The 26862-nt window shown below is 42.5% G+C and carries 26 protein-coding genes, 1 other RNA gene and 2 pseudogenes; 15 read left to right on the forward strand and 14 right to left on the reverse strand.

What is annotated here, in order from left to right:
- Positions 1 to 80 precede the first annotated feature (80 nt).
- Entirely contained in the window at positions 81 to 422 is a 342-nt protein-coding gene (locus BDD26_RS11155) for an SH3 domain-containing protein (RefSeq protein ID WP_115826564.1), read from the reverse strand.
- Positions 423 to 976: 554 nt separating this feature from the next.
- Here BDD26_RS11155 and BDD26_RS11160 point away from each other — a divergent pair.
- A complete protein-coding gene (locus BDD26_RS11160) occupies positions 977 to 1621 on the forward strand; it encodes an AidA/PixA family protein (RefSeq protein WP_115826565.1) in 645 nt (214 codons plus the stop codon).
- 242 nt (positions 1622 to 1863) lie between these two features.
- On the opposite strand, the gene BDD26_RS11170 is transcribed toward BDD26_RS11160, so the two are convergent.
- From BDD26_RS11170 to smpB, 8 genes and pseudogenes are all read right to left on the reverse strand, one after another.
- The gene (locus BDD26_RS11170) at positions 1864 to 3186 is read right to left on the reverse strand and encodes a TIGR00366 family protein (protein ID WP_115826567.1); all 1323 of its coding nucleotides are present in this window, start codon (positions 3184 to 3186) and stop codon (positions 1864 to 1866) included.
- The gene (locus BDD26_RS11175) at positions 3183 to 3857 is read right to left on the reverse strand and encodes a 3-oxoacid CoA-transferase subunit B (protein WP_038265953.1); all 675 of its coding nucleotides are present in this window, start codon (positions 3855 to 3857) and stop codon (positions 3183 to 3185) included. The genes BDD26_RS11170 and BDD26_RS11175 overlap by 4 nt, the downstream gene beginning before the upstream one ends.
- Positions 3858 to 3869: 12 nt before the next feature.
- Positions 3870 to 4520 carry an acetate CoA-transferase subunit alpha gene (gene atoD / locus BDD26_RS11180; RefSeq protein WP_038265956.1) on the reverse strand — a complete coding sequence of 217 codons (651 nt, stop codon included), beginning with the start codon at positions 4518 to 4520 and terminating at the stop codon, positions 3870 to 3872.
- 393 nt (positions 4521 to 4913) lie between these two features.
- Positions 4914 to 6038, reverse strand: a pseudogene (locus BDD26_RS11185) (IS3 family transposase).
- A gap of 165 nt (positions 6039 to 6203) precedes the next feature.
- Positions 6204 to 6446, reverse strand: coding sequence for a DUF1902 domain-containing protein (locus BDD26_RS11195; RefSeq protein ID WP_115826568.1), 243 nt, complete (start codon positions 6444 to 6446; stop codon positions 6204 to 6206).
- A gap of 338 nt (positions 6447 to 6784) precedes the next feature.
- Positions 6785 to 7144 (reverse strand): annotated as a pseudogene (locus BDD26_RS20650) (phage antirepressor N-terminal domain-containing protein); the annotation flags it as partial.
- Positions 7145 to 7902: 758 nt separating this feature from the next.
- Positions 7903 to 8266, reverse strand: a transfer-messenger RNA (tmRNA) gene (ssrA, locus tag BDD26_RS11205).
- 50 nt (positions 8267 to 8316) lie between these two features.
- Positions 8317 to 8799 (reverse strand): SsrA-binding protein SmpB, encoded by a 483-nt coding sequence (smpB, locus tag BDD26_RS11210; protein WP_038259640.1) that lies wholly within the window; start codon positions 8797 to 8799, stop codon positions 8317 to 8319.
- Between the two features lie 157 nt (positions 8800 to 8956).
- On the opposite strand from smpB, the gene BDD26_RS11215 reads away from it, so the two are divergent.
- Together BDD26_RS11215 and BDD26_RS11220 are read left to right on the forward strand one after the other, a co-directional pair.
- Complete coding sequence (locus BDD26_RS11215) at positions 8957 to 9391, forward strand: type II toxin-antitoxin system RatA family toxin (RefSeq protein ID WP_038259642.1); 435 nt, start codon at positions 8957 to 8959, stop codon at positions 9389 to 9391.
- Positions 9384 to 9677, forward strand: a complete 294-nt coding sequence (locus tag BDD26_RS11220) for an RnfH family protein (RefSeq protein ID WP_038259644.1) — start codon at positions 9384 to 9386, stop codon at positions 9675 to 9677. Before BDD26_RS11215 ends, BDD26_RS11220 begins: the two co-directional genes overlap by 8 nt.
- A gap of 60 nt (positions 9678 to 9737) precedes the next feature.
- Here the strand turns inward: BDD26_RS11220 and bamE are convergent, their stop codons facing one another.
- The 3 genes from bamE to nadK all read right to left on the reverse strand — a co-directional run bounded on the left by bamE (position 9738) and on the right by nadK (position 12984).
- A complete protein-coding gene (gene bamE / locus BDD26_RS11225; RefSeq protein WP_115826570.1) occupies positions 9738 to 10082 on the reverse strand; it encodes an outer membrane protein assembly factor BamE in 345 nt (114 codons plus the stop codon).
- 199 nt (positions 10083 to 10281) lie between these two features.
- Positions 10282 to 11955 carry a DNA repair protein RecN gene (recN, locus tag BDD26_RS11230; RefSeq protein ID WP_115826571.1) on the reverse strand — a complete coding sequence of 558 codons (1674 nt, stop codon included), beginning with the start codon at positions 11953 to 11955 and terminating at the stop codon, positions 10282 to 10284.
- 150 nt (positions 11956 to 12105) lie between these two features.
- Entirely contained in the window at positions 12106 to 12984 is an 879-nt protein-coding gene (gene nadK, locus BDD26_RS11235; protein WP_176551301.1) for an NAD(+) kinase, read from the reverse strand.
- A gap of 124 nt (positions 12985 to 13108) precedes the next feature.
- Here nadK and grpE point away from each other — a divergent pair, with 124 nt between their 5' ends.
- Complete coding sequence (gene grpE / locus BDD26_RS11240) at positions 13109 to 13690, forward strand: nucleotide exchange factor GrpE (protein ID WP_038259650.1); 582 nt, start codon at positions 13109 to 13111, stop codon at positions 13688 to 13690.
- 76 nt (positions 13691 to 13766) lie between these two features.
- Here the strand turns inward: grpE and ung are convergent, their stop codons facing one another.
- Positions 13767 to 14447, reverse strand: a complete 681-nt coding sequence (gene ung, locus BDD26_RS11245; protein WP_038259652.1) for a uracil-DNA glycosylase — start codon at positions 14445 to 14447, stop codon at positions 13767 to 13769.
- 351 nt (positions 14448 to 14798) lie between these two features.
- Between ung and BDD26_RS11250 the strand changes: the two genes are divergently transcribed.
- Positions 14799 to 16001 (forward strand): Tle-like phospholipase domain-containing protein, encoded by a 1203-nt coding sequence (locus BDD26_RS11250; RefSeq protein WP_115826572.1) that lies wholly within the window; start codon positions 14799 to 14801, stop codon positions 15999 to 16001.
- 80 nt (positions 16002 to 16081) lie between these two features.
- On the opposite strand, the gene srmB is transcribed toward BDD26_RS11250, so the two are convergent.
- Positions 16082 to 17413: an ATP-dependent RNA helicase SrmB gene (srmB, locus tag BDD26_RS11255; protein ID WP_115826573.1), complete on the reverse strand. Its 1332-nt coding sequence runs from the start codon at positions 17411 to 17413 to the stop codon at positions 16082 to 16084.
- 160 nt (positions 17414 to 17573) lie between these two features.
- On the opposite strand from srmB, the gene trmN reads away from it, so the two are divergent.
- The 10 genes from trmN to recO all read left to right on the forward strand — a co-directional run bounded on the left by trmN (position 17574) and on the right by recO (position 26853).
- Positions 17574 to 18314 carry a tRNA(1)(Val) (adenine(37)-N(6))-methyltransferase TrmN gene (trmN, locus tag BDD26_RS11260; RefSeq protein WP_115826574.1) on the forward strand — a complete coding sequence of 247 codons (741 nt, stop codon included), beginning with the start codon at positions 17574 to 17576 and terminating at the stop codon, positions 18312 to 18314.
- Positions 18315 to 18603: 289 nt separating this feature from the next.
- On the forward strand, positions 18604 to 19179 hold the full coding sequence (gene rpoE / locus BDD26_RS11265) for an RNA polymerase sigma factor RpoE (RefSeq protein WP_038259658.1): 576 nt from the start codon (positions 18604 to 18606) through the stop codon (positions 19177 to 19179).
- A 42-nt stretch (positions 19180 to 19221) separates the two neighbouring features.
- On the forward strand, positions 19222 to 19881 hold the full coding sequence (gene rseA, locus BDD26_RS11270; protein ID WP_115826575.1) for an anti-sigma-E factor RseA: 660 nt from the start codon (positions 19222 to 19224) through the stop codon (positions 19879 to 19881).
- A 2-nt stretch (positions 19882 to 19883) separates the two neighbouring features.
- Complete coding sequence (gene rseB / locus BDD26_RS11275; RefSeq protein ID WP_115826576.1) at positions 19884 to 20843, forward strand: sigma-E factor regulatory protein RseB; 960 nt, start codon at positions 19884 to 19886, stop codon at positions 20841 to 20843.
- The gene (gene rseC, locus BDD26_RS11280) at positions 20843 to 21307 is read left to right on the forward strand and encodes a SoxR-reducing system protein RseC (protein WP_115826577.1); all 465 of its coding nucleotides are present in this window, start codon (positions 20843 to 20845) and stop codon (positions 21305 to 21307) included. The genes rseB and rseC overlap by 1 nt, the downstream gene beginning before the upstream one ends.
- Before the next feature lie 228 nt (positions 21308 to 21535).
- Positions 21536 to 23329 (forward strand): translation elongation factor 4, encoded by a 1794-nt coding sequence (gene lepA / locus BDD26_RS11285; protein WP_038259665.1) that lies wholly within the window; start codon positions 21536 to 21538, stop codon positions 23327 to 23329.
- A 24-nt stretch (positions 23330 to 23353) separates the two neighbouring features.
- Positions 23354 to 24322: a signal peptidase I gene (gene lepB, locus BDD26_RS11290; protein WP_038259667.1), complete on the forward strand. Its 969-nt coding sequence runs from the start codon at positions 23354 to 23356 to the stop codon at positions 24320 to 24322.
- A 207-nt stretch (positions 24323 to 24529) separates the two neighbouring features.
- The gene (rnc, locus tag BDD26_RS11295; protein ID WP_038259668.1) at positions 24530 to 25210 is read left to right on the forward strand and encodes a ribonuclease III; all 681 of its coding nucleotides are present in this window, start codon (positions 24530 to 24532) and stop codon (positions 25208 to 25210) included.
- Positions 25207 to 26112 (forward strand): GTPase Era, encoded by a 906-nt coding sequence (gene era, locus BDD26_RS11300; protein ID WP_038259670.1) that lies wholly within the window; start codon positions 25207 to 25209, stop codon positions 26110 to 26112. The genes rnc and era overlap by 4 nt, the downstream gene beginning before the upstream one ends.
- Before the next feature lie 9 nt (positions 26113 to 26121).
- Positions 26122 to 26853: a DNA repair protein RecO gene (gene recO, locus BDD26_RS11305; protein WP_115826578.1), complete on the forward strand. Its 732-nt coding sequence runs from the start codon at positions 26122 to 26124 to the stop codon at positions 26851 to 26853.
- The last annotated feature ends 9 nt before the right edge of the window (positions 26854 to 26862 follow it).

Here is a 26862-nt window from a genome sequence, read left to right on the forward strand (position 1 = left end):
ACGTATTTTACCTGTTAATTTACGGCTAGAAAAATGACTGTAAATTGAAATTCCCATTGGGGTAGGGGAATAATATTCTGTTAAAGTTCCACACAGCTTTGCGGTATCCAGCCTGTTTCACCACATCTTTTATGTGCCAGAAACCAACCGTTTAATAACTTTTCTAAATATAGACATTCACCGATTTTTACAGTCAATTCGTGAGCGATGTAGTTTTCTGTACAGATCGCTTGATTGGCCTGAATGAAACAAAGGATTTGTTGTGGAACCCAACCACTTATTTCTGATGTATCTGTTACCCAAACCCAGTAGGGGTACTCTATATCACTGTGACTGATTACAACAACATCGCCAGCTTGTAAGCGAATTGGATTTGGATAAGCGCTGACATAATCTTTGATCACGATACCTTTACCAAACATATTTTCTCCAGAATTAGCTTAATTTAGCTGGTGGAATGATAATAAGTAATTATACATCGAATAGAATTGTATATCTATGTAACTTTGAAGGTCATATTTTAAAAAGAAACTGGTAAGATAAAAATTATTCTGTTTTATTTTTCAATAAAATCATCAATAATGTTATGTTATTATTTTTTATGATGAATTTATTTTTAGTTATTGTTTTTAAATCTGGAAAGTCAATATGTTAATGATGACAATTAATTAAAGATTTATGGCCATGATTATTTTGAAATGTTTTGGTAAATAATCATCATTATAACATGACAAGTAAATTATTATGTTTGGCAGTTAACCTGGATATTATTGGTAATTAATCTACATAAAATACAATTTAATGTTTCTTTATTGTGATAAAAAATTTTTTTATAAGGATACTTTTTGAGACTTGGCTTTTATATTATTTTGTTATGATATGTTCTGTAAGAAGCTTATAAATAAAACGCAGACCCGGTGCTATGCTGGTCGCGTAGCAAAACATACTAATACCATAAACAAATGAGGGTACTATAATGTCTAAAATGATTGACGTATTAATGGGTGTAAGAACCGAAGATATTATGAATGATTTTGGTAAACTTAGCAAAGATATTAATAGTCCAGTTTCAATGTGGTCTGCGGAAGTTTTTAGAAAATATGTTACCTACATCCATGAAGATGAAACAGTAACCTCTGTTGATTGCTCAGGTAATTTAATGGTTAAATGCGATGTGGGAGATGTAATTCGCATGAGTTTAGTAACATTAAATAATAATCCTGACTATTCTGTTGCGATGATGAAAATGGATTCAATGATGAAAATGGACTCTATGATGAAAATGGATTCTATGATGGAAATGGACCCGATGATGAAAATGGATCCGATGATGAAAATGGATCCGATGATGAAAGTCATGCAGGATGACATGGTTCATATGCTGGAGCCACACAAAATAGTTGTCAGCACAAAATACATGCCAGTTGTTGACGTAAGAAATCCAATGGATGTGGATATGCAAAAAGTGAGAAGTTGCTATTTGATGACCAAAGTCAATATGATGCCTCCTATGGGCACTATGCGCGTAATGTATTATGAGTGTATTTTGGGAGTATATAAAGAAGGTATGTTGCAGGGTTACATTGCCGCAGAGCCTGGCCTTGTTCTGGATAACAGATAATTTTTATCAGACAAAAAGAACTGAATTAAATTTAAACTTCTATAGGTCGCGCAGATACGCGACCTTTTTTATGTGCGCCGGGCCCGGCGCACATAAAAAAGGGGAAATAATTTCCCCTTTGGCTATTTTGGAATTTGATGGTGTCTCTAATTTATTGATATTTTGGTCAACTGCCGATAACAGTACGCTGAGCGCTGACAATCATTATATTTTCCATGCTAAGACCTTAATTCTTATCATTGTTAAAATAGAATGAGGCCGATAACAAATATCAGACCGGAGAAAAAGAGTGCTGTGATGCAGTAACCCATAATGTCGCGTATACCGAGTCCTGCGATAGCCAGTGCCGGTAATGCCCAGAACGGTTGCGCCATGTTCATCCACTGCTCACCATAGGCAATAGCCATAACTGATTTACCTAAATCTGCGCCCAATGCTTCAGCGGCAGGTATGACAAATGGTCCCTGAATAACCCAGTGACCACCACCAGATGGCACCGCAAGGTTAATCAATGCGGAACTGAAGAAGGTCATGATTGGGAAAGTGTCTTTGTTAGCGACGTTGATAAAGAATTCAGTGATAAGCCCGCCCAGCCCTGAGCCTTCCATCATCAGTTGAATTCCTGCATAGAAGGGAAACTGCACCAGAATACCCGCAGTACTTTTCGCCGCCGCCCCCACTGCACGCATATATGCCATCGGGGTTTTATGCAGTAATAAACCAGCCAGCAGGAAAATCATGTTGACGGTGTTAATGGTGATGTTGAATCCGTTTCTGGCGAAGTATATACCGAGATAAGTGAAGCCTAATATTCCGACGATCCACGCGATAATACGGCTTTCTTCCATGCGTTCAGATAATGGGGCGTCTTTCGGCAGTTTTTTCTGGAAATCCGGCTCTTCTTCCAGCAAAGCCGGAGCGATCATCACAATATCCTCTTTTTTCGGCATCATCATACGGGTGACAAACGGCATGGCGGCGATAAGGCTGAGAGTAATAAAGATGTTGTAACTGGTAAAGATGGTCTGGCTGACTGGGATCAGACCTGAGATATGCTCAACCGGATTGCCAGGCGTTGCTGCCAACAGCGGCATTGAGCCGGAAAAACCACCACCCCACGTCAGGAAACCGATGTAGGCACAGGCGATCAGAAGTGGATAGTCAGAACCGGGAACCCGACGGGCGACCTCACGGGCAAACATAGCTCCTACAACCAACCCGAAGCCCCAGTTAATGACACAAGCCACGGAACCGAAGAAGGTCACTAGCATCACACCCTGTGTGGGTGTTTTTGCCAGTGAAGCCGTTAGCCTCAGAATACGTTTAACAGGGCCAGAACTTGCCAGCGCGTGACCGGTGACGATAATCAGCGCCATCTGCATCCCGAAAGCAAGCAGGTTCCAGAAACCGTCCCCCCACATTTTGACCAAATCCATTGATGTGCCAGGTGTCAACGACAGCGCGATTATAAAAGTGAGCATGGTGAGCAGCATTGCAAAGATCAACGGATCTGGCAGATAGCGGCTCACAACCCGTGTCATTACACGGGAAATGCGTCCGATCATACGCTATCCTTAGTATTCTCAGTCACATCAATAGGCATCACTTTTACGTGCGGAGAGACGATAAATTTGGCTTCGGTTTTCGCCTTGATGGTGCCAATGTCCACACCCGGTGCGTATTCAAACAGTACCATCTGACCGTTTTCGAAACGGAATACCGCAAGTTCAGTAACCAGCGTATCCACTACATTCACTGCTGTCAGTGGCATGGTGCATTTACGTAGAATTTTGGCTGAGCCATCTTTTGCACAATGTTCCATTGCAATGATCACTTTACGGGCGCCGGTCACCAGATCCATTGCACCGCCCATGCCTAACACTATCTTGCCCGGTATCATCCAGTTAGCAAGATTGGCATTCTGGTCTACCTGCAACCCGCCCAGCACACTAGCATCAATATGACCACCCCGGATCAGAGCAAAGGAGAACGCACTGTCAAACATAGATGCGCCCGGTAGTACACCACAAAGTTGCCCCCCTGCGTTCACCAGATCTTTATCCGGCTGCGTGACAGGCCCCATACCGAGAAAGCCGTTTTCAGACTGTAGGGTGATATGTATCCCTTCAGGTAGGTAGTTCACAACCTGAGTCGGCAGGCCGATACCAAGGTTAACGACATCTCCATCATTCAATTCAAGGGCTATGCGGCGGGCGATAAGTTCTTTAGCGTTCATAGCACTTTCTCCTTACTGGACAATGATATGGTCGATGATGGCACCCGGTGTGACAATGCAGTCAGGATCGAGAGAGCCAACCGGTACGATTTCATCCGGTTCAGCGAGTGTGATATCTGCGGCCAGTGCAATAAGCGGGTTAAAGTTACGTGCGCTGAGGTGATAGGTCAGGTTGCCGAAAGTATCCGCTTTATGTGCCTGAATCAGTGCCAGATCGGCATATAGTGGCAGTTCAAGAAGGTATGCCCGGCCATTGATGACTTTTTTCTCTTTGCCTTCTTCCACCATGGTGCCCACACCAGTTGGGGTCAGAAAACCACCCAAACCAGCACCGGCGCAGCGGATCCGCTCTGCCAGCGTACCTTGTGGCACCAGTTGTACTTCCATTTCACCGGAGAACATGCGGCGGCCAGTTTCCGGATTAGTACCGATATGGGATGCAATCACTTTTTTTACCCGGCCGTTAACAATCAATGGCCCCAGACCGATATCAACGCAGGCAGTATCATTGGTAATGAGGGTTAGATCTTTTACACCGGTTTCTAATAGTGCTGTAATTAAACGTAGTGGAGTACCCACCCCAATAAATCCACCCACCATAATGGTTATTCCATCGCAGAAAAATTCCTTTGCTTTCTCAATCGTTATTTGTTTATTTTTCATGTTTATTTCCTTAATAAGAAAAACATCTTAAACAGTAAAATAGCAAAGGGTATGTCAATAGATTAAATTTTATTTTCCACTAACAATAAACCTCTTGAAATAATAAATATTATTGATTTTAAATGGGTTAACAGTTTTGAGTTGACTGTAATTTAATTAATATTAAATAGCAGGAAATAGTAGGTCGTGAAAAAAATGCATGGCAAAGATCAGCAAAAAACGATAAAGGTTATACTTAAAAATAAAAAATTAAAGAGAAGTAAGAAATTAGGATGATATTTAATAATTATATTTTTGCAATTGATATATTAACGTTTGAAGACTAATTCCTAATGCTTCGGTTTGAAATGGTCAATAAAAATTGGTCACAACCTGAGAGGTTTTGCAAAATAATCATTCTGATTCGTTAGGTGTAAGCCCATTGTTATACCAATGGGGACGGAGCAGACTGTAGTAACTTGTTATATAACCCGTGATTGAGTGGAAAGCCACCGTAAAATTCAGATATCCTTCCCGAGGGACCCATTCACTTTTTAAGCTCCTGAAAAAACGTTCCATTGGGCTGTTATCCCAACAGTTTCCCCGGCGGCTCAGACTTTGTTTCATTCGATAACGCCACAATAATCGTCTGAATGTTTTGCTGGTGTGATAACTACCTTAATCACTGTGAAACATGACCTCCTGTGGCCTTCCCCTTGATTCCCAAGCCATGGTAAAGGCTTTCTTTGTCAGTGCCGAATCCGGTGAGAAGGACATGGTCCGGCCAACAGGTTTACGGGCAAAGAAGGTCAATAACCACCGCCAGATAAGCCCAACGTTTGCACGTCCAGATAAAAGTAACATCACCACACCAGACCTGATTGGGTTCGGTGACAGCAAACTGTTGATTAAGATGATGAGGAATATCAACATGTTCTTGCTCTTTCCGCGCGTATTGATGTTTCGGCTGCTGGCGACTAACCAGCCCCAGTTCTGCTATGAGTGTTCTTGCCAGCCTACGGCCCATTGGCACCCCTCTCGAAGTGACCATGGACGCAATCGTTCGGGCACCTGCCGAGCCGTGACTTTCCTGAAAAGCTTCCCGAACCAGACTTTTTAGCTTAACACGTTCAGGCACGGGTTTTTCCACACGATGTCGCCACGCCTGATAGCTGCTACGGTGGAGCCTGAACACGTGACAAAGATTGACCACAGGATAATGTACTCTGAGTTTTTCAATTACCGAGAAGTGTTCAGGAAGTCCGGCATCAAGAATGCTGAAGCCTTTTTTAATATTTCATTTTCCATTTCAATACGTTGAATCTTTTTCTTCAATTCACGTATTTCAATTTGCTCGGGTGTCATGGAGGCTGCTTTCGGAGATTTTTCTTGCCGCTCATGTCGGTACTGTCGAACCCAACTCCCCATGGACGATTCACTGACATTCATTGCTTTAGCAGCTGCGCTAATGGAATAATTCTGGTCAAACACCAACTGGGCGCATTCCAGTTTAAATTCGGGGCTGAAACGTTGTTTCATTGTGTCACCTATTTTATTGTTGAAGTGAGAATATCACCTCTCAGAAGGTGACCAAAATCATTGGACCACAACAATATTTCATGGCTGCCTTTACCCTGTCTGACAAAGTAACATCCGTGTGCCAGTAGAATTTCTTTGAGTTGTGGATATAAACCCGATCCCATGTTACAGCACCAGCCTTGAATCAGATGACTGCTCTTGGACGAACTTAAGGCGAATGACCTCAGACTGGTCGCCCAGGCCGTTAATCTCATAAAGCTCAGGCGCTATTTCCCAAACTTTCTCTATCAACTCATCATAAGTTTTGGACTCTGTAACCAATCCGAGCTCATCACACTCAGCGATCCACATGTCATCATGGATAACATTGACAACAAAAGCCTCAAGTCTTGTTATAACTACCCCCATGCTTTAACCTCTCCGCGTTCTGAGTTCATGATTATCTATTCCAATCTTAGCACCCATTGATTATAAAATCACCGAAATTGACCATCCGTGACTGGGTGTTAGTTCAGTAACATCTTAGATTTTCTTTCAATCGCTATCTTAAGAGAGAATAAAGAACCTTTTACATTACTGATCGCACCATTAAACGCATAAGCTATTTCTGGACTCAGAACAGATAAATGCGGGTTAAGTCTGTTCCAGGCATCCATCAATCTATCCATATTTCTGCAAGCCGCATTGATATTATCAACCTCAATTGACAGATCGATGTATTCGTATGTTTCTTTTTCTTTCGCCTTAACTCCACCCTTTGTCCAGTACTCGTAAAGCACATCGTCACACTCTTCCTGATACTGGATAACTTTATCCCTTATCAGTGCTTTAACTTTGTTGGGATTGATAGTGGCTAACCAGCCAGTAAGTTTGCCGAGGGCTAGGCAATACATTGATTTTAAACCAACTTTTGTAGGTATAGGGATTTCCACCATACCTTTATTAAACCGTTTGTTCAGTTTGGTTAGCTGGCTTTTCCAATCTAATCCAATACCCTTAACAATAGGTCTCATCGGGACATATGGCTCACCGTTATAATTAACGATATATAGATCTGAGCCATAAAATGGAACGTTAATATTTTTACTTGGTTCATTAAATGGTATTACTTAACATGTCTATGTTCCTCGTAAGTACTAGACGATTTATTGAAGCCCCAATTGCCTGGCCGCGTTGGGGCTTCACCGTTTGAAATTGATACTATTTATTGCGTTATTGTCACTTTTTGTAAAGACTTTCATAGCAATTTTGGGAAGCGCTTCTAAAATTAGACCAATCAATCTATCATTAGCAGGTAATCGGTTGCATTAGTTATATAGTGTGATAATTTAGCTGCTTTTTGAAAGAGCGTCACATATGTAGATGTGGGTATTTCGCAAATTAAGGACAGAGGTCTGCCATTTAATGATTATCTCCCTTCCCACCCTTCCTTGGAACTAATCTCAATTTCTTTGGCAAAATTACACCCGATCGCCAAATATCATCAAAAAATTTGAATATTTAAAAACTACTGTTTATATGCACAGAGGTAGAATGTTTCGGAGATGAACTTCGGCCGTAGATTTTTCAGGCTTTATTATGATTACCGTTCTTCAATATCGGTTTTTGGAGAAAGTGATCGGAGGGGTGAATCAGACCCAAAACGGGCAAAAATGATGCGTATTCTTGTTACACTTTGTTACAAATAGAAACATATTAGTTATAAACAAAAACACCTCAGAGGGGGATCTCTGAGGTGTTTGGAAAAAGAGCCGCGTATCTTTTGCGTATCTTTTTAAGTCCGTTTACTGTCATGACAGTGACCACTCAACTTTGCTAACTTACTGTTTTTAAAGTTGTTGTCCTGATACTGTCCTGCCAAATTTGGTGGAGCTGGCGGGAGTTGAACCCGCGTCCGAAATTCCTACATCCTCGGTACTACATGCTTAGTCTGGTCTTTACATTCGCTTGCCAGCTGCGGACAGACACGCCACTAACAAACTAGCCTGATTGGATTTAACGCTTCAACCCCAGGCAAGGCATCCACGCGATCTCTTTTGGGTTTGACCTCTCTTGATCCCCGTCCTAAGAGCGGAGGCTAGGGAGAGAGGGCTCTGCGCAGGTTATTAAGCTGCCAGTGCGTAGTTTTCGTCGTTTGCGACTATTGTTTTGCGGCTTTTTACGAGGCCAACCGCCCCTCGGCATGCACCTTGGGTTTCGCGAATCCCGTCGAATCCAGAATCAGCCCCAAGTGTGTTAAACGCAAGTATATCAGAATATTGGGGAATAATGCTAGTGATTAACGCCCTGCATTCTTCATAATTCGTGCTTTGTCTAATTTCCACTCACGTTCTTTAATGTCTGAACGTTTATCGTGCGCTTTTTTACCTTTTGCAACGCCAATTTTGATTTTGCACCAAGCGTTTTTCCAATAAAGGGAAAGTGCAACGATGGTATAACCTTCGCGATTAATCCGGCCGTACAAGGAATCAAGTTCGCGTTTGTTAAGTAATAGCTTACGTGACCGTGTAGGATCACAGACCACATGGGATGAGGCGACATTCAATGGCGTGATAGTGGCTCCAAAAAGGTAAGCATCACCATCTTTGAGCAAAACATAACTCTCACTGATGTTTGCTTTACCAGCGCGCAGCGATTTAACTTCCCAACCTTGTAGTGATAAACCGGCTTCGAATTCTTCTTCAATAAAGTATTCGTGACGGGCTCGCTTATTCATGGCAATAGTTGCCGAACCGGGTTTGTGTGCTTTTTTCTTTGTCATAATGCGTTGTATTATACTGTAAGCGTTAATGAAAGAAATCTATTCTGCATGATATTTAGCGATAAGTGCACATTTATTGACCTAGATGTTATCAGGTTTTTATTTAACCACATTAAAGTGATACTATTCGGCGCTGTTACGTTTTACAGGAAATGATATGCCACAGATTAATCGCTCTGCGTTAGTTCCTTACAGCGTGGAACAAATGTATAAATTGGTCAATGATGTGAAATCTTATCCGGATTTTTTGCCGGGATGTGTGGGTAGCCGTGTCATAAGTAGCAGTGATAATGAGATGACGGCTTCTGTTGATGTATCCAAGGCGGGGATTAGTAAGACGTTTGTGACGCGAAATACGTTATTTGACAATAAAAGTATCAATATGCAGTTGGTTGATGGCCCTTTCCGCAAACTAATGGGCGGATGGCATTTTACACCACTTAGTGAGGATGCCTGCAAGATTGAGTTACATCTCGATTTTGAATTTACCAATAAGTTGATTGAGTTGGCTTTCGGTAAGGTTTTTAAAGAACTAACCGGTAATATGGTTCAGGCTTTTACCCAACGTGCACGAGAGGTTTATAGTGCCTGATATCAATATCGAAGTCGTTTATGCTTTACCTGAACGGCAATATCTGCATAAGGTAAAACTACCTGAAGGAGCAACTGTTGAACAGGCAATTGTGGAATCGGGTCTTTTGGCATTACGTAGTGATATCGATTTGGCTAAGAATAAAATCGGTATTTATAGCCGTCCGGCTAAATTAACAGATACGTTGGAAGAAGGGGATCGTGTAGAAATTTATCGTCCCCTTATTGCTGATCCAAAAGAAATGCGTCGTAAACGGGCAGAACGAGCTAAAAATAGTGCTCAGTAAATATCTATTTGATATTTATGCGCCAAATAATCATCTGGCGCATAAATAAAATCTCACATTTTACCCATTTTGAAGTAAAGCTTTTTCATTTTTGATATCAGTTAAAACACCATTACTATCAAAAGTAAGTGTCAGCGTCTCTTGTTTTACTTTCGCGTGGCCGGGCTGCTGACGGAAGATGTAGTACCAGGTTTGGCTCCCAAATGGGTCTGTCAGCATTGGTGTTCCCAAAGTGTAAGTAACTTGTTGTTGGGTCATCCCTTTATGAATTTTTGATACCGCAGCCGGTGTCAGATAGTTCCCTTGATTAATATCAGGACGATAAATAACTCGCTCAAACATAGAGCAACCCGCAGTCAGCATAACCAATGACACAGTAGCGGCAGTCAACAATTTACAGCGCATAGTAATTACATTCCTTTAGGAGTCAGGCCGTCGATGATAATAAACATTATAGAGTTTGAAAACCTCTATGCCATTTACCTATATCTTTAATTTTGAAATCTGTAAAATATATGACTTCAAGTATACAAAAAAGTTGTATACACGTCGTCTTTCAGGTTGCAGCTTTTTGACTTCATCTTGAAGTCAATAGAGTATTAATTTATGCCTCTAACAGTTCTTTTGCATTAGCCAACGTGTTTTTTGTGACTTCACTACCTGCTAGGAGGCGGGCAAGCTCCTGGAGCCGGGATTTTTTATCCAATAGCTGCATTCGGGTTTCTGTTTCTTCTCCATCAGTTTGTTTGCTGACGTAAAAGTGTTGGTGACCACATCCTGCAACTTGCGGTAAATGTGTAACACACATAACCTGGGTTGATTCACCTAATTCACGGAGAAGCCGACCTACAATCATTGCTGTTGGGCCACTGATACCAACATCAACTTCGTCGAAGATTAATGCAGGAGTTTCCGTTTTTTTAGCGGTAATAACCTGAATAGCCAGAGCAATACGAGAAAGCTCACCACCTGAAGCCACTTTCGCCAGTACTTGGTGGGGCTGGCCGGGGTTGGTTGTAACGTTAAACTCCACCTTGCTGGCTCCATCAATATTTAAATGTTCAGGCTCGAATATAATATCAATGGTGAAACGCCCATGAGGCATGGAAAGCTGGTGCATACTATTGGTGATAAGCTGGCTTAATTCAAGGGCATACTGTTGGCGGACCTGATGCAGTTTTTCTGCAACGTTGAGTGCTTGTTGATAGTGTAAGCTAACAAGTTCACTGAGATGAGCACAATCATCTTCTTGCTGTGAAAGTTGATGTTGTTCTTCCAGAAGCTGCTGGTGTAGGGCCGGTAGTTCTTCCGGGGAAACATAATGCTTACGCGCAATACTGATTTGTTGGGATATTTTTTGTTCTAATTCAAATAGGCGGTTAGGATCTAATTCCAGTTGATCACTGTAATGACGCAATTCATCACTGACTTCACTGATTTGAATAGCAGCTTCTTCCAGCATGTTGAGTAATCCACTGAGTTTGTGATCCATACTGGCAAGGTCAGTTAGTTCATTTCGCACGTAACTGAGAAGGCTAACGATATTTTGTTCATCATTGTCACTTAATATCTGGAGAATATTTTGGCTGGCGGACAAAAACTGACCGCAATTTGCCAGGCGTTTATATTCACTGTCCTGCTCTTGATATTCACCAGCTTGAGGTGCAAGTTCATTCAGTTCTTTCAGATGATATTCCAATAATTGCTGTCGAGAGCGACGCTCAAGTGCTTGTTGTTGGAATTGGGCAAGTGCCTGACAGCTTTGTCTCCATTGCTGATATGCCTGCTTCATTTCATTTTGCAACACAAATTCGCCGGCATAGGTGTCCAGTAAATGTCTTTGGTGACGATTTTCTAAAAGCAACTGATGGGCATGTTGCCCGTGAATTTGAATCAGGTGTGAACCTAATTCACGGAGTTGGGAAAGGGGAACCGCAGTGCCATTGATAAAACCACGGGAGCGCCCGTCTGCGGTAATAGTACGCCGTAGCAGGCACTCATTATCATCATCAAAACTACCATCGAGTTGATGAGTTTCCAGCCATTTACGGGCAGAAGGAGCATCAGACAGCAAAAAGCGGGCACAAATGTCAGTGCGGGGAGCACCAGCACGAACCATATTCGCTTCGCCACGATTACCGAGGCATAAACCCAGTGCATCAATTGCAATTGATTTACCTGCCCCGGTTTCTCCTGTGATAGTTGTCATTCCTGAGCGAAAATCAATTTCAAGTTCGCGAACAATGGCAAAATTACTGATGGTCAATTGAGCCAACATCGTGCTTCTCCTACCTTTTCCTATACTTAAAACTATGTTTCTATATATAAGTTCATGACATAAGTTCATGTTCCTGTGTATAAAAACATGTCTGTTCTTCCATACAGTATAAACTGGTTTTTTATACAGTAAAGTAGGAAAGCTGTGTTTTTAGAACATTTTTTTCGACCAGCCTAATTTAGTGCTTAATGTATTGAAGTAGTTGTAATCTTTCGGGTGGATTAAATGCAGATTATATTCACTGCGTTTAATGATAACTTCTTCACCATCCTGGATGGGTAAGACAATCTGGCTATCGCAACTGACTTCGTAATCACTGCTGTTTTGGGCGAATTTCAGACGAATGCTACTTCCGCTACTGATGACAAGAGGACGAGCAGAAAGCGTGTGTGGAAACATGGGAACCAATACAATAGCATCCAGATTCGGTGTCAGAATTGGACCACCGGCTGACAGAGAGTAGGCTGTAGAGCCGGTAGGTGTTGCTATGATTAAGCCATCTGAACGTTGAGAAAATGCAAATCGCTCATCAATATAAACTTCGAAATCGATCATATGGGCGACTTTTCCGGGATGCAGGACGACTTCATTCAGAGCTGTACTGTGCCGTGGTTTCTGGCCTTTTTTCGTGACTTGTGCTTCCAGTAGAAAGCGTTTTTCATCCCGATATTCTCCATTGAGGACTTCAGAAAGTTGTTGCAGGGCATTATCAGGGTCTAGATCCGTCAGAAAGCCTAAATTACCACGGTTAATACCAATGACTTTAATATCATAGCGTGCCAATACCCTGGCTGCTCCTAGCATGTTGCCATCACCACCAACAACAATCACCAAATCGGCCATTTTGCCAATTTCGGTCAGTCCTCCTGTCTGAGCGCCTTGTAAGTTAATATCTTTTGCAACTTGTCTGTCTACAATTACACAGTAACCTTTAGATACCAGCCAGTGATACAGTATTTCATGGGTAGCTAGTGCTTCAGGATAACGTGGCCGACCGACAATACCGATGCATTTGAATTCATTATTTATTGCTGTTATTTCCTGCAGCATATGGTTTTGCCCTCACAATATGATGTGTTCCCTTGAATCCCTCGTTTTGATCCCCATAATAAGCGGGAGTGGCGAAAATAATACAAAATACGCGGAGATATTCATGAGTAGTAAAGACCAAAAAGTACCTGACGAGCAAGTCTCAGAAAATACAGAAAATGTATTTGAGCAACAAAAAGATGCAGAAAAGGCAGACGCGCCAGAGACTGAAAATGTTGTTGACCCGCGTGTTGCCGAGTTGGAAGAGGAACTGAAACAGGCTCAATCTCGTGAGCGTGATGCGGTTTTGCGTGCTCGTGCTGAAGTGGATAATATTCGCCGTCGCGCTGAGCAGGATGTAGAAAAGGCGCATAAATTCGCATTGGAAAGATTTGCTAATGAGCTTCTGCCAGTGATCGATAATCTGGAGCGTGCTTTGGAAGCGGCAGATCGTACCAATGAGACTTTGGCACCAATGATTGAAGGTATTGAACTGACACTGAAATCATTTATTGATGCAGTGGGTAGATTTGGCATTGAAGTTGTCAGTGATACTAATGTTCCTTTCAATCCAGAGGTGCATCAGGCGATGACTATGATGGAATCTGATCAACATGAACCAAATCAGGTAATGTTGGTAATGCAGAAAGGTTATACCCTGAATGGACGTCTGCTGCGTCCTGCTATGGTTGCCGTTTCTAAATAAAGTACGGATTCCATGATTACTATTCTGTAATGACAATGCCGCCAACAGAGGCGGCATTTTTGTAGGCGTGAGACGGTTACTCAGGTAATACCGGATTCCAATCAATTGAAGTTAATCCTTGAGCTTCGAGTAATTGGTTAGCCTGGGAAAAGTGTTTGCAACCTAAAAAACCACGATGTGCTGATAAAGGGGAAGGATGTGGTGCTTTCAGAACATGGTGGCGTCGGGTATCAATAATACGGCCTTTTTTCTGAGCGTGAGAACCCCAAAGCAGAAAAATGACACCGCTTCGGTGTTCATTGATTGCTGCAATTACCCTATCAGTGAATGTTTCCCATCCCAGATTTGCATGGGAGTGGGCATTGCCTCGTTCAACCGTCAGCACGGTATTAAGCAGTAATACGCCCTGTTTTGCCCAACTAAGCAGGCAGCCATGATTGGGATGGTGAAACCCTGCAATGTCAGATTCCAGTTCTTTGTACATATTGACGAGAGAAGGTGGTGCAGGGATACCCGGCTGTACTGAAAAAGCCAGTCCATGCGCTTGATTCGGGCCATGATAAGGGTCTTGCCCCAAAATCACCACTTTTACATCAGCCAGTTCGGTATAGCGAAATGCATTAAAAACATCTTGCTGTGGTGGATAGATGGTTTTGCCTGCTTTACGTTCATTGGCGACATAAGCCAATGTATCAACGAAATAGGGCTGTGTCTTTTCATTGCCGATGACATCGTGCCATGTGAGAGGTGCGGACATAGCGGATCCCGTTTTATATGATTATCAGATGGGCTTAAGCTTACCGATTCCATTAGCACAGGGGAACCCTCTGTGGTTAAACTTAAGCAAATTGATAGAAGAAAATGCTGTTCTATGGATTTATTGTAAGTTTACGAGCGAGTGAGTTGTAGTTCTTGTCTGTTCAACTTTTTTAGATCTCATCAATCCGGCATTGAATTATTACTTTGTTTACTAAGTGTCATGTAGAGTAATTACTTTATATTGTTATTCAAAAATTAAATTTGATATGAAAATGTTAAAAATCCTGCCGATAATAAGAAGGTTTAGGTCAGTCTGTTATGTCTAATTTAAAATAGGTAGGAGTATCTTATGACTTTGGCAATAAATACCAATTTTTTTAGTCAGTTAGGGCTCTCTCCTGTACTGGGGAATCAGGATACTCTCCAGTCACCATCTTCCGGCAGCAAACTTCCAGACAAAAATGAACACCTTTCCTTACCAATAGCTTCATTTTCAGAAAATACGAAACAAACCGATTTACTTTACCAATCATTGGTCAATGCTTCTCAAACCAAGGTTATGGCAACGCCTGAATTACAGGCTAATGATATTGCAGGAAAAGATTCAAAATTTATCGACTATGCGTTGGTGCAGGTTACCCGTGACGCATATCGCAGAAATAGTCTCGGCATTGGTGACTATGTACGCATGTCAGATAATGAACTCATAAAGGCGGGTATTGATCCTGATATTCTGGATGACACTTCAACGGGATTTCAGGCAGGGATTTATCGTTACAAGGGACTATATATTGTGTCATTTGCAGGCTCGAACGAAATAAAGGATTTTATGGCAAGTATTCGTCAGGGGCTTGGGTACAATGAAGAACAATATAATCAGGCGGTAGAGTTGGCACAGGCGGCATTAAAGGCATTTGGTGAGAATGTGATTTTTACCGGGCATTCAATGGGAGGTGGGCTGGCATCAATGGCTGCTCTGACAGCAGGAAAGCCTGCTGTTATCTTTAATTCTGCCGGTGTTTCAGATTGGACTTTGAAACGAATGGGATGGTCACCAGAAGTAGCTCGTGAAATGGCAGAGAATGGGTTAATCCGGAATTATATTGTTGAGAATGATTGGTTGCACAATCTACAAAAAAGGTTGCCACTTCCTCAGCCAATGGGAAACCAGATCTTGCTTGAGAATGAATACGAACCAGAAGACAATATAGTCGATTTAATTGTGAACTACAGTTATGCGCTACATTCATTCAAAGCTCATTTTTTGGAAGCTATACAGGAATTACTGGTTATTCATAAGCCCTGGCAAGGTAAAGAGGATAGCAAGGAAAGTGTGATGATGGCTGCCAGGCGTGATGATATAAATGATAATGTCGTTCATTATCACGAAAAGTTGTCATTGCAGACATGGGCGGTGGATATGAGTGAAAATGAACTTAATGCTTTGTTTGATGAACCTTGTTATCAATTTGATTCGCAGCAGAAATTAGTTGCACAAAAGGTTAAGCAATATTATTCAACTTATACTCATTCAAGTATGTATCTAACATGATATGCTGCCATTTTCTTGTCTGTTATCAATGGAAAAGCGGGCAATTAGCCCGCTTATACCATGATTAATCGTGAAAACATTTAATCTTGAGTCGATTCTGGTCTGGGGTTACCTGAAGGAGCACGGCGTTTTCCGATGTTTTTACTGTCACGATGGCGTACTTTCTCCCGTTTTTTCTTCGCTTCTTCTGCTTTTTTCTTTTCTTTACGTTTTTCCAGCACTTTTTTGGATGGCTTATGGCTTTTCTTTTCACTCGGTGCTTTGGTTTGCGGACGAAGTTCATCTACAACCCGCATTTTCAGCGGCTCGTTGAGATAACGACTGATTTTTCCAAGCAATAGATGATCATGAGACTCAATCAGCGCAATTGCGGTTCCTTTACGACCTGCGCGGGCTGTACGGCCAATCCGGTGCAGGTAAACATCAGCAGTACGCGGCAGGTCAAAGTTAAAAACGTGACTGATGTTTTCAATATCTAATCCACGGGAAGCAACGTCAGTTGCGACTAACACCTTGACTCTGCCATCATTCAGACGTTTTACCGCTTCGGTTCGCTTGGCCTGTACCATTTCACCTTCAAGGAAGCAGGACTGAATACCTGCCTGATACAGCCAATCCACTAATTCGCGAACACGCTCCCGTTTGCGCACAAAGATAATCGACTTTGTAACATCAGACTGTTTCAGGAGATGGCATAATAAGGCTATTTTATGTTCCAGATTATCAGCACGATAATAGAATTGCTGGATTTTCTTGCGTTCACGGCGGGAAGGTTCCGCGTCAATTTCGACAGGATCTGTCAGCAGGCGTTTCGCAAAATCACGGATAGCTTCACCTTCAAGTGTTGCGGAGAATAGCAGCGTTTGTTTGCGCCAGCGCGTTTCTCCGGCAATGGTTTCAACATCATTGGCAAACCCCATATCCAGCATGCGATCCGCTTCATCAAGAATTAGGGTTTCTACCGCACGGCAGTCAAAGTTCTCTTCTTTGATATATTGCAGCAGGCGTCCAGTGGTTGCGACAACGATGTCCTGATTCTCACTGAACACTTCTGCATGGTTCATGTAGGCAACACCACCAGTAATAGTGGCAACATCCAGATTAGTGTGGGCAGCCAGCTCTTTAGCCTGTTCTGCAACCTGCATGGCTAATTCACGGGTTGGTGTTAGGATTAGAATACGTGGTGGCCCTGACTTTTTGCGTGGAAAGTCTAGTAAATGTTGTAGAGCTGGCAGCAGGTAGGCCGCTGTTTTGCCTGTACCTGTCGGCGCAGAACCCAGTACATCACGCCCATCCATAGCCGCAGGAATGGCAGCTGCCTGAATTGCTGTCGGACGTTCATAGCCTTTGTCATTCAACGCATCAAGCAAGCATTCATCAAGTTCGAATTCGGAAAAGTTTGTCGCAGTCATCATATACCTCTGTTTGGGTCGCCGATTATAAACAGATTAGGCGTATTCTTCATCCTATAACATGCGTTAGCAATAAAAGTATCCGGTGTGTAAGTGGCTTTTATCCACGAGTTATAAGATTTATGCTATGACGAACATTTGATTTCAACAGATATAATTCATGGTGTTAATAGATAAACCTGTTTTTCGTCGTGGTGGTTTCACATTTAAACAGTTTTTCGTTGGGCATGATAAGTGTGCAATGAAAGTTGGTACGGATGGTGTGCTATTGGGAGCATGGGCACCTGTAGATAACAGAAAGTATTGTCTGGATATTGGGTGTGGCAGTGGTTTGATTGCATTGATGGTAGCACAAAGGAGTGGCGATGATACCGTGATTGATGCAGTAGAGCTGGATGCAGATGCAGCAATGCAGGCGACTGAAAATGTTCAGCAATCTCCATGGACTTCCCGTATTACCGTATATCAGCAGGATATTTATGAATTTGCCCGGCAAAATGGTTGCAGATATGATCTGATTGTGAGCAATCCTCCCTATTTCGAACCTGCAATTGATTGCCGTGATGAAGCGCGTAATCAGGCACGTTATACAAAATCATTGACTCACCAGGGGTTATTGGATTGTGTTGAGCATATGATTACCCCTGAAGGGCTTTTTTGTGTTGTACTTCCATATCAGATTGGCGAAATTTTTGAAAAAATGGCTACAGAATGTGGCTGGTTTACCCATTATCAGGTCAATATTCGTGATAGGGTGGATAAACCGTTACATCGTTTGCTGTTGGGACTCGCCCGCCAAGAGAAAAAGACTCAAATCAGTGAACTGACCATCCGCGCGGCTGATAGTACATATTCAAACAAATTCCAGTACATGGTGAAAGATTTTTATCTTTATTATTGATAGGGTTATCGTTAATAAGACAATTTAATTTCTTTGTGAAATATCAGGATAAATCTTTCTGTTTTTCGTCACTTGAAATCAAATATTCCTCTGAATAGAGGCTATGATTTGTATTATAAATTAAGAATGCAAGACAAAATAACAGGTGGTTGTAAGATAAAATTACAATCAAAGTTGAACTTCACGCGTAATTGATACTCAAAGGTGATGCTTGTTCGGGTAGCAAGATATCATAACTGGTGTAATTAAGTATAAATGTGGAGTTTTACCTCAGGAGAGTGAGTCTCGGATGAGCGAGCAGTTAACGGATCAAATGCTGGTCGAGCGAATACAGAAAGGCGACCAAAAAGCATTTAATTTGCTGGTAGTCAGATACCAGCACAAAGTGGCGAGCTTAATTGCCCGTTACGTACCTCAGGGCGATGTTCCTGATGTTGCTCAAGAGGTATTTATTAAAACTTATCGGGCACTGTCTTCTTTCCGTGGTGATAGTGCCTTTTACACGTGGTTGTACCGTATTGCCGTTAATACTGCGAAAAATTATTTAGTTGCTCAGGGGCGTCGTCCACCATCCAATGATTTGGATGCTAATGATGCAGAAAATTATGATACGTCAAGTTCTTTAAAAGAAATTTCGAACCCTGAGAATTTAATGTTGTCAGAAGAATTAAAGGAAGTGGTATTTCGAACTATTGAATCGCTTCCGGAGGATTTACGGATAGCAATTACACTTCGGGAGTTGGATGGGCTGAGCTATGAAGAAATAGCCGTCATTATGGATTGTCCTGTAGGCACTGTTCGTTCACGAATATTTCGGGCAAGAGAAGCCATTGATAATAAAGTTCAACCCCTGATCCAACAGTAGTGGAAACAGTGGTGGAACAAAACAATATTGAAGGTACTTGGCATGCAAAGAGAGAAACTTTCCGCATTAATGGATGGAGAAGTTCTTGATAGTGAAATCGTTCGTTTGATCTCTGAAGATGCTTTAATGCAGAAACAATGGGAAAGATATCACCTCATTCGCGATACATTACGTGGTGATGTCGGTGAGGTATTGCATTTGGATATCGCTAGTCAAGTGGCGCAGGCACTTGAAAAAGAACCCGTCCATATCAATCCAGCAGTTGTTCCGGAATCTCAGCCAAAACCTGAAACATGGCAGAAAATGCCGTTCTGGCATAAGCTTCACCCTTGGGTAAGTCAGATGACACAAGTGGGGGTAGCGGCTTGTGTATCTCTGGCCGTGATTATTGGTGTTCAGCAATACAATAACAATAACAGTGGTAATGAGGCTGAAACTGACATTCAATTTGATAACCCAGTCTTTAATACGTTGCCGGTAATGGGTTCCGCTTCGCCTGTTGGTTTATCTGTTCCTGGCGAGAATGATGCTTTTGGTGGTGACTTGAGTATGCAGATACGGGAAAGTAATAAACGCATTGACGCGATGTTGCAGCAGTATGAACTTTCCCGGCGTATCAATGCAGAAAGGGAGCAAGCGTTATCGGAAGCTGGGAATACACAGCCCGGAGAACAAAGACAGCAAGCTCAGAATAAGCAATAAAAATGAAATATATCGGTTTTTTCATGTTATTATTCTGGAGCTTATTGAGTCCTTCGAAAGCCTCGGCCCAACAAAGCAATGCCGGGGCTTTGTTACAGGATATGCGGCACTCTGTACAAACTTTCGCTTATGAACTTGCTTTTATTAATTTGAGTCAGCAATTTTTGATACCGCTGCGATATCGTCACGCCATCATTGACAATCAATCCATTGCGCAAATTATTCATATGGACAGCACTCGCCGTGAAATTGTTCAGCGCGGTAATCAGATCAGTTATTACGAATCAGGCCTGGATTCATTCAGTTTACGTGGCAACCATATTGTGGATTATCTTCCACCGATTATCTTTGCTGATCTTTCTCGATTAGAGAAATTTTATAATTTCATTGATGCGGGCTCTACCCACGTTGGTGACCACCCTGTACACTTTGTACGTATAATATCCAAAGATAACGACCGTTATAATTATAATTTATTGATAGATAAAAAAAGTTATCTTCCTTTGTTTATTGAGCTATTTGATCAGGAAGAAATGATGGTTGTTGAACAATTTCGGGTAGTATCGTCAAAAGTGAATGATGAGATAAAACAGGAATTGAGAGCCATTGTTGATTTGAAATTACCACCGATGTTGGTCACTCCAGAGTCGGCAGGAAAAGTGAAGTTTGACTGGAAGGTTGGCAAATTACCTGAAGGCTTTAAGGAAATTTCCCGTAACAGGAATTGGCTATCAAAGACAGAATTATTGGAATCCATTATGTATAGTGATGGGTTGTTTAATTTTTCTGTAAATGTAGTAAATACTGGTGCGAAGGTAGCCGATGAACCGCTGTATCGACAAGGCAGGCGAACAGTTTATACTGTGTCCAAAGGGAAAAACAGCATCGCTGTGATCGGCGAATTACCCCTTGCAACAATTAAACAGATTGCCGCCAGCGTTACGTTTGTGGGGAATAATTGATGGTTAAAGAATGGGCAACCGTTGTTCGTTGGCAACAGGGGCGAGCATTATTACGTTATGGCTCATCTTCAGGTTGTGGCAGTTGTCAGGCTAAAACGGCTTGTGGTTCTTACTTGTTGGAAAAATTAGGGCCAGAGAGTATCCATCAATTGGAACTGGAAATCGCGCAACCGCTTCAACCAGGGCAAAAAGTAGAAGTCGGCATTCCTGAAAGTAGTTTGTTACGTTCAGCCATGCTGGTTTATTTAACCCCGTTATTAGGTCTGTTTTTAGGTGGTCTGTTCTGCCAATATTGGACTACTGACCAGTTATGGGTATGTATGGGAGGAATTATCGGTGGTATTGCCGGTTTTGCTCTTGCCCGTAAAATCGCCGCATACTGGGATAATCAACAAGTATACCAACCGGTTGTATTACAAATTGGTTTACCTCCCGATACGATTAAGGTTCTGCATCAGGAATAATCTGTTTTACCATACTTATTTTCACGATTTTTTTCAGGAATTTTTTTACTTTCTGGTCATACTGAATGGGTTAGATTGAAAACCACAGGCATGACTAGGTTTTCACAGGTTTGGCATGTAGAATACGGCTCCTCAGGCCAGTGGCCGAACCTATAAATGTCGCTTTATGTCCATCTGTGTGTCCATAGGCGAATGATCCAGAAATATTAAGGCAAAAAAGATTTAATAATGAAGCAAATAAGAAATTTCTCCATTATCGCCCACATCGACCACGGGAAGTCCACGCTATCAGACCGGATTATTCAAATCTGTGGGGGGCTGTCAGACAGAGAAATGGCAGCGCAAGTATTGGATTCAATGGATCTTGAACGTGAGCGTGGTATCACTATCAAGGCGCAAAGCGTCACCCTTGATTATAAGGCAACTGACGGAAACATTTATCAATTAAACTTTATCGACACACCTGGGCATGTTGACTTCTCTTACGAAGTTTCCCGTTCTCTGGCTGCTTGTGAAGGCGCATTGCTGGTTGTTGATGCAGGGCAGGGGGTTGAAGCTCAAACACTGGCTAACTGCTATACGGCCATTGAAATGGATCTGGAAGTTGTCCCGGTTCTGAACAAAATTGATCTGCCGGCCGCAGAGCCAGAACGCGTTGCAGAAGAAATTGAAGACATCGTTGGTATTGATGCAACAGATGCTGTTCGTTGTTCTGCAAAAACCGGCCTGGGTGTACAGGATGTTATTGAACGTCTGGTTAAAGAGATCCCACCACCAGAAGGCGATCCTGAAGCACCATTACAAGCTTTGATTATCGATTCATGGTTTGATAATTACCTCGGCGTTGTTTCACTTGTTCGTATTAAGAACGGTACCTTGCGCAAAGGTGACAAAATCAAGGTAATGAGTACTGGTCAGGTATATAACGCTGACCGTTTGGGAATCTTTACACCGAAACGTGTTGATCGTGAGGTACTGCACTGTGGTGAAGTAGGTTGGTTGGTCTGTGCGATTAAAGATATCCTTGGTGCGCCGGTCGGCGACACTTTGACAACAGCACGTCAGCCAGCAGATAAGCCTCTGCCGGGTTTTAAAAAAGTGAAACCTCAGGTTTATGCAGGCTTATTCCCAGTCAGCTCTGATGACTATGAAGCATTCCGTGATGCTTTGGGTAAATTGAGTCTGAACGATGCGTCCCTGTTCTATGAGCCAGAAAGTTCCACAGCATTGGGTTTTGGTTTCCGTTGTGGTTTCCTGGGCTTACTGCATATGGAGATCATTCAGGAGCGTCTGGAGCGTGAATATAACCTTGACTTGATCACCACAGCACCGACCGTTGTTTATGAAGTTGAGACAACCACTGGTGACATCATTTATGTGGATAGTCCATCCAAATTACCGCCATTAAATAATATTAAAGAGCTGCGTGAACCCATTGCAGAATGTCACATGCTGTTGCCGCAGGAATATCTCGGTAATGTTATTACACTCTGTGTAGAGAAACGTGGTGTTCAGACTAATATGGTTTATCACGGTAATCAGGTTGCGCTGACATACCAAATACCAATGGCAGAAGTGGTGCTGGATTTCTTTGATCGTCTGAAATCTACGTCTCGCGGTTATGCATCGCTGGACTATAATTTTGTCCGCTTCCAGCATTCAGACATGGTACGTGTGGATGTCTTGATTAACGGCGAACGAGTTGACGCCCTGGCATTGATCACCCATCGTGATAACTCGCAATACCGTGGTCGTGAGCTGGTGGAAAAAATGAAAGAGCTGATCCCACGCCAACAATTTGATATTGCGATTCAGGCGGCTATCGGGACTCACATCATCGCGCGTTCTACCGTTAAGCAATTGCGTAAAAACGTATTGGCGAAATGTTATGGCGGTGACGTTAGCCGTAAGAAAAAGTTATTGCAGAAGCAGAAAGAAGGTAAAAAACGTATGAAGCAGGTCGGTAACGTTGAGCTGCCGCAAGAAGCCTTCTTAGCGATTCTGCATGTTGGAAAAGATTAATTAACAAGGTCGTAAGGAGTCTAAATGGCTAACACTTTTGCCTTGATCTTAACGTTAGCAACGTTAATCACCGGTATCATCTGGTGTATAGATCGTTTCAAACTTGCCCCTGAGCGCAAGAGAAAACTTGCTCAGGTTCAGGAACAGGCAGCAGGTAAGGAATCTCAGGAAGCTGCGATTAAGGAAATAAACAAGCCTACATGGGTTGAGACATTTGCATCTGTTTTTCCGGTGTTAGCCATTGTTTGGATCTTGCGCTCTTTTGTGTATGAACCTTTCCAGATCCCTTCCGGTTCAATGATGCCTACCTTATTGACTGGGGATTTCATTCTGGTGGAGAAGTTTGCTTATGGTTTGAAAGACCCGATCACGCAGACAACTCTGATTAAAACCGGTAAGCCTAAACGCGGGGATGTTGCAGTTTTTAAATACCCACTTAACCCAAGTATAGACTTTGTAAAACGGGTAATTGGTTTACCCGGAGATAAAATTGTTTACGATTACATGAACAAAGAACTTCATGTTTACCCTGGATGTGGTCGAAATCCAGTCTGCAAAGACATTTTTCCTGTCATTTACAAAACTATATACCCAAGTGAATGGACTATCACAGATCAAATTAAAAAAGATGGAACGATTGCCAGAGAAGTACATCAAGTTCCTCTTATGGATGCATTAGGGCCATATAGTATTCGTCAAGGGGAGCGAGTAGAAACTCTGGACAAGGTTTCCCATCATATCCTGACAATTCCACGCTTGAATATACCAGAGTACACTCAGCCTGGTTTGCCGTTAGGAACCTGGGTTGTGCCTGAAGGTGAATATTTCATGATGGGTGATAATCGTGACAATAGTTCTGATAGCCGTGTTTGGGGATTTGTACCGGAGAAAAATCTGGTAGGACGTGCAACGGCTATCTGGATCAGCTTTGAAAAACAGGAAGGTGAGTGGCCGACAGGCGTACGTCTGAGCCGAATTGGTGGAATTCACTAATATTTATATATTAGCGAAGCATTAATTTATCTCCCAGTGTAGAATATTCTCTCAAACGAGATGACTGGTTTTCTAAGATGTTGAATATCTTAGGGAGCCAGTGCAAACGCAACAGTTTTGTCGGGCCTATCTGACGTGTAATCAGGTAGCCTCACAGGTCTGTTGCGTGTGCTTTTATTTGACGGATTCTAACTGAATTGGTAGCACATGAACCCCATAATAATGAACATGTTACAGCGCAAGCTGGGATATACCTTTACACAGAATGATTTATTGCTTCAGGCGTTAACTCACCGCAGTGCCAGCAGTAAGCATAATGAACGTCTGGAATTTCTTGGTGACTCAATTCTGAGCTTTGTCATTGCTAATGCGCTTTATCTCCGTTTTCCCCGTGTTGATGAAGGGGATATGAGCCGTATGCGTGCCACATTGGTGCGGGGCAATACGTTGGCAGAGCTTGCCAGAGAATTTGAATTGGGAGAATGTTTACGTTTGGGGCCGGGCGAATTAAAAAGTGGCGGCCACCGTCGTGAATCTATTTTAGCTGATAGTATCGAAGCCTTAATTGGTGCTATTTTTTTGGATAGCGATATTCGGACAGTCGAAAAGATTGTTTTGAGTTGGTATGACACTCGCCTGAATGAAATTAGTCCGGGTGATAAACAAAAAGATCCCAAAACACGTTTACAAGAATATTTGCAAGGGCGCCATCTGCCGTTGCCATCATATCTGGTTGTTCAGGTTCGTGGAGAAGCACACGATCAGGAATTTACAATTCACTGTCAGGTCAGTGGATTTGAACAGCCTGTCAGAGGAGTCGGTTCCAGCCGCCGCAAGGCAGAACAGGCGGCTGCAGAACAAGCATTAAAACAACTGGAGCTTGAATGAGCAAAGAAAAAAACTATTGCGGATTCGTTGCAATAGTCGGACGGCCCAACGTCGGTAAATCGACTTTATTGAATCAGTTACTGGGCCAAAAAGTATCAATCACTTCCCGTAAACCCCAAACGACACGACATCGTATCATGGGCATCCATACGGAAGGTGCTTATCAGACGATTTATGTAGATACACCGGGTCTCCATATTGAAGAAAAGCGTGCGATTAACCGCCTGATGAACCGCGCTGCGAGTAGTTCAATCGGAGATGTGGAGCTGGTCATTTTTGTTGTGGAAGGTACTCACTGGACACCAGATGACGAAATGGTTGTGAATAAGCTGCGTAACCTGCGTTGTCCGGTCATGTTGGCTATCAATAAAGTCGACAATGTCACCGATAAAACCATACTTCTGCCACATATTGGTTTTCTCAGCAAAAAGATGAACTTCATTGATGTTGTACCGATCAGCGCAGAAAAAAACATGAACATTGATACGGTCGCCAAAGTTGTGCGTGACCATATTCCAGAAGCAGAGCATCATTTCCCTGAAGATTACATTACTGATCGTTCACAGCGTTTCATGGCATCTGAAATTATCCGTGAAAAACTGATGCGTTTTCTGGGTGATGAACTGCCTTATTCGGTAACAGTCGAAATTGAACAATTCGCTGTTAACGAACGTGGTGGTTATACTATTCATGGTCTGATTCTGGTAGAGCGTGAAGGACAGAAAAAAATGGTTATTGGTAACAAAGGCAGCAAAATCAAAACCATTGGAACAGAAGCCCGTCAGGATATGGAAAAAATGTTCGATATTAAAGTTCATCTGGAACTATGGGTAAAAGTGAAAGCTGGCTGGGCTGATGATGAACGTGCTCTGCGCAGCCTCGGTTATATTGACGATTTATAAGGTTAATTTGTGGACGGCTGGCAGAGAGCCTTTGTGCTTCATGGGCGCCCTTACAGTGAAACCAGTTTATTACTGGATTTTTTTACTGAAAATGAAGGTCGGGTACGTGTTTTAGCAAAAGGTGCACGTAGTCGCCGTTCTAACCTTAAAGGTTGTCTTCAACCTTTCACCCCGTTGCTGATCCGCTGGAGTGGACGGGGTGAAATCAAAACATTGAGGGATGCTGAACCTATTTCTCTGGCCCTGCCTTTAACAGGTAGTGTGTTGTACAGTGGTTTGTATGTGAATGAACTCTTATCAAGAGTTCTTGAGCAAGGTACTGCATATCCGGCTATTTTTTTCGATTACCTCCAATGTTTACAAATCCTTGCCGCAAGTAAACACACTCCCGAACATGCCTTACGTTGTTTTGAATTATCTGTGTTATCTAATATGGGATACGGTGTAGACTACCTTCATTGTGCCGGTAGTGGTGAGCCTGTCACAGATACAATGAATTACCGTTATCGTGAAGAAAAAGGGTTTATTGCCAGTCTGGTAGTTGATCACTACAGCTTTACTGGCAATGAGCTAAAAGCGCTGGCAGCACGTGAATTTCCTGATCCAACTACTCTGAAAGCGGCCAAACGTTTTACTCGTATTGCATTAAAGCCTTACCTGGGTGGAAAACCATTAAAAAGTCGTGAATTATTTTGCCAATTCGTGCGCAAAAGAACAGATAACTCTAATCAGAAAAATTAATATGGGATC

The sequence above is a fragment of the Xenorhabdus cabanillasii genome, from assembly GCF_003386665.1.
Taxonomy (GTDB): Bacteria; Pseudomonadota; Gammaproteobacteria; order Enterobacterales; family Enterobacteriaceae; genus Xenorhabdus; species Xenorhabdus cabanillasii.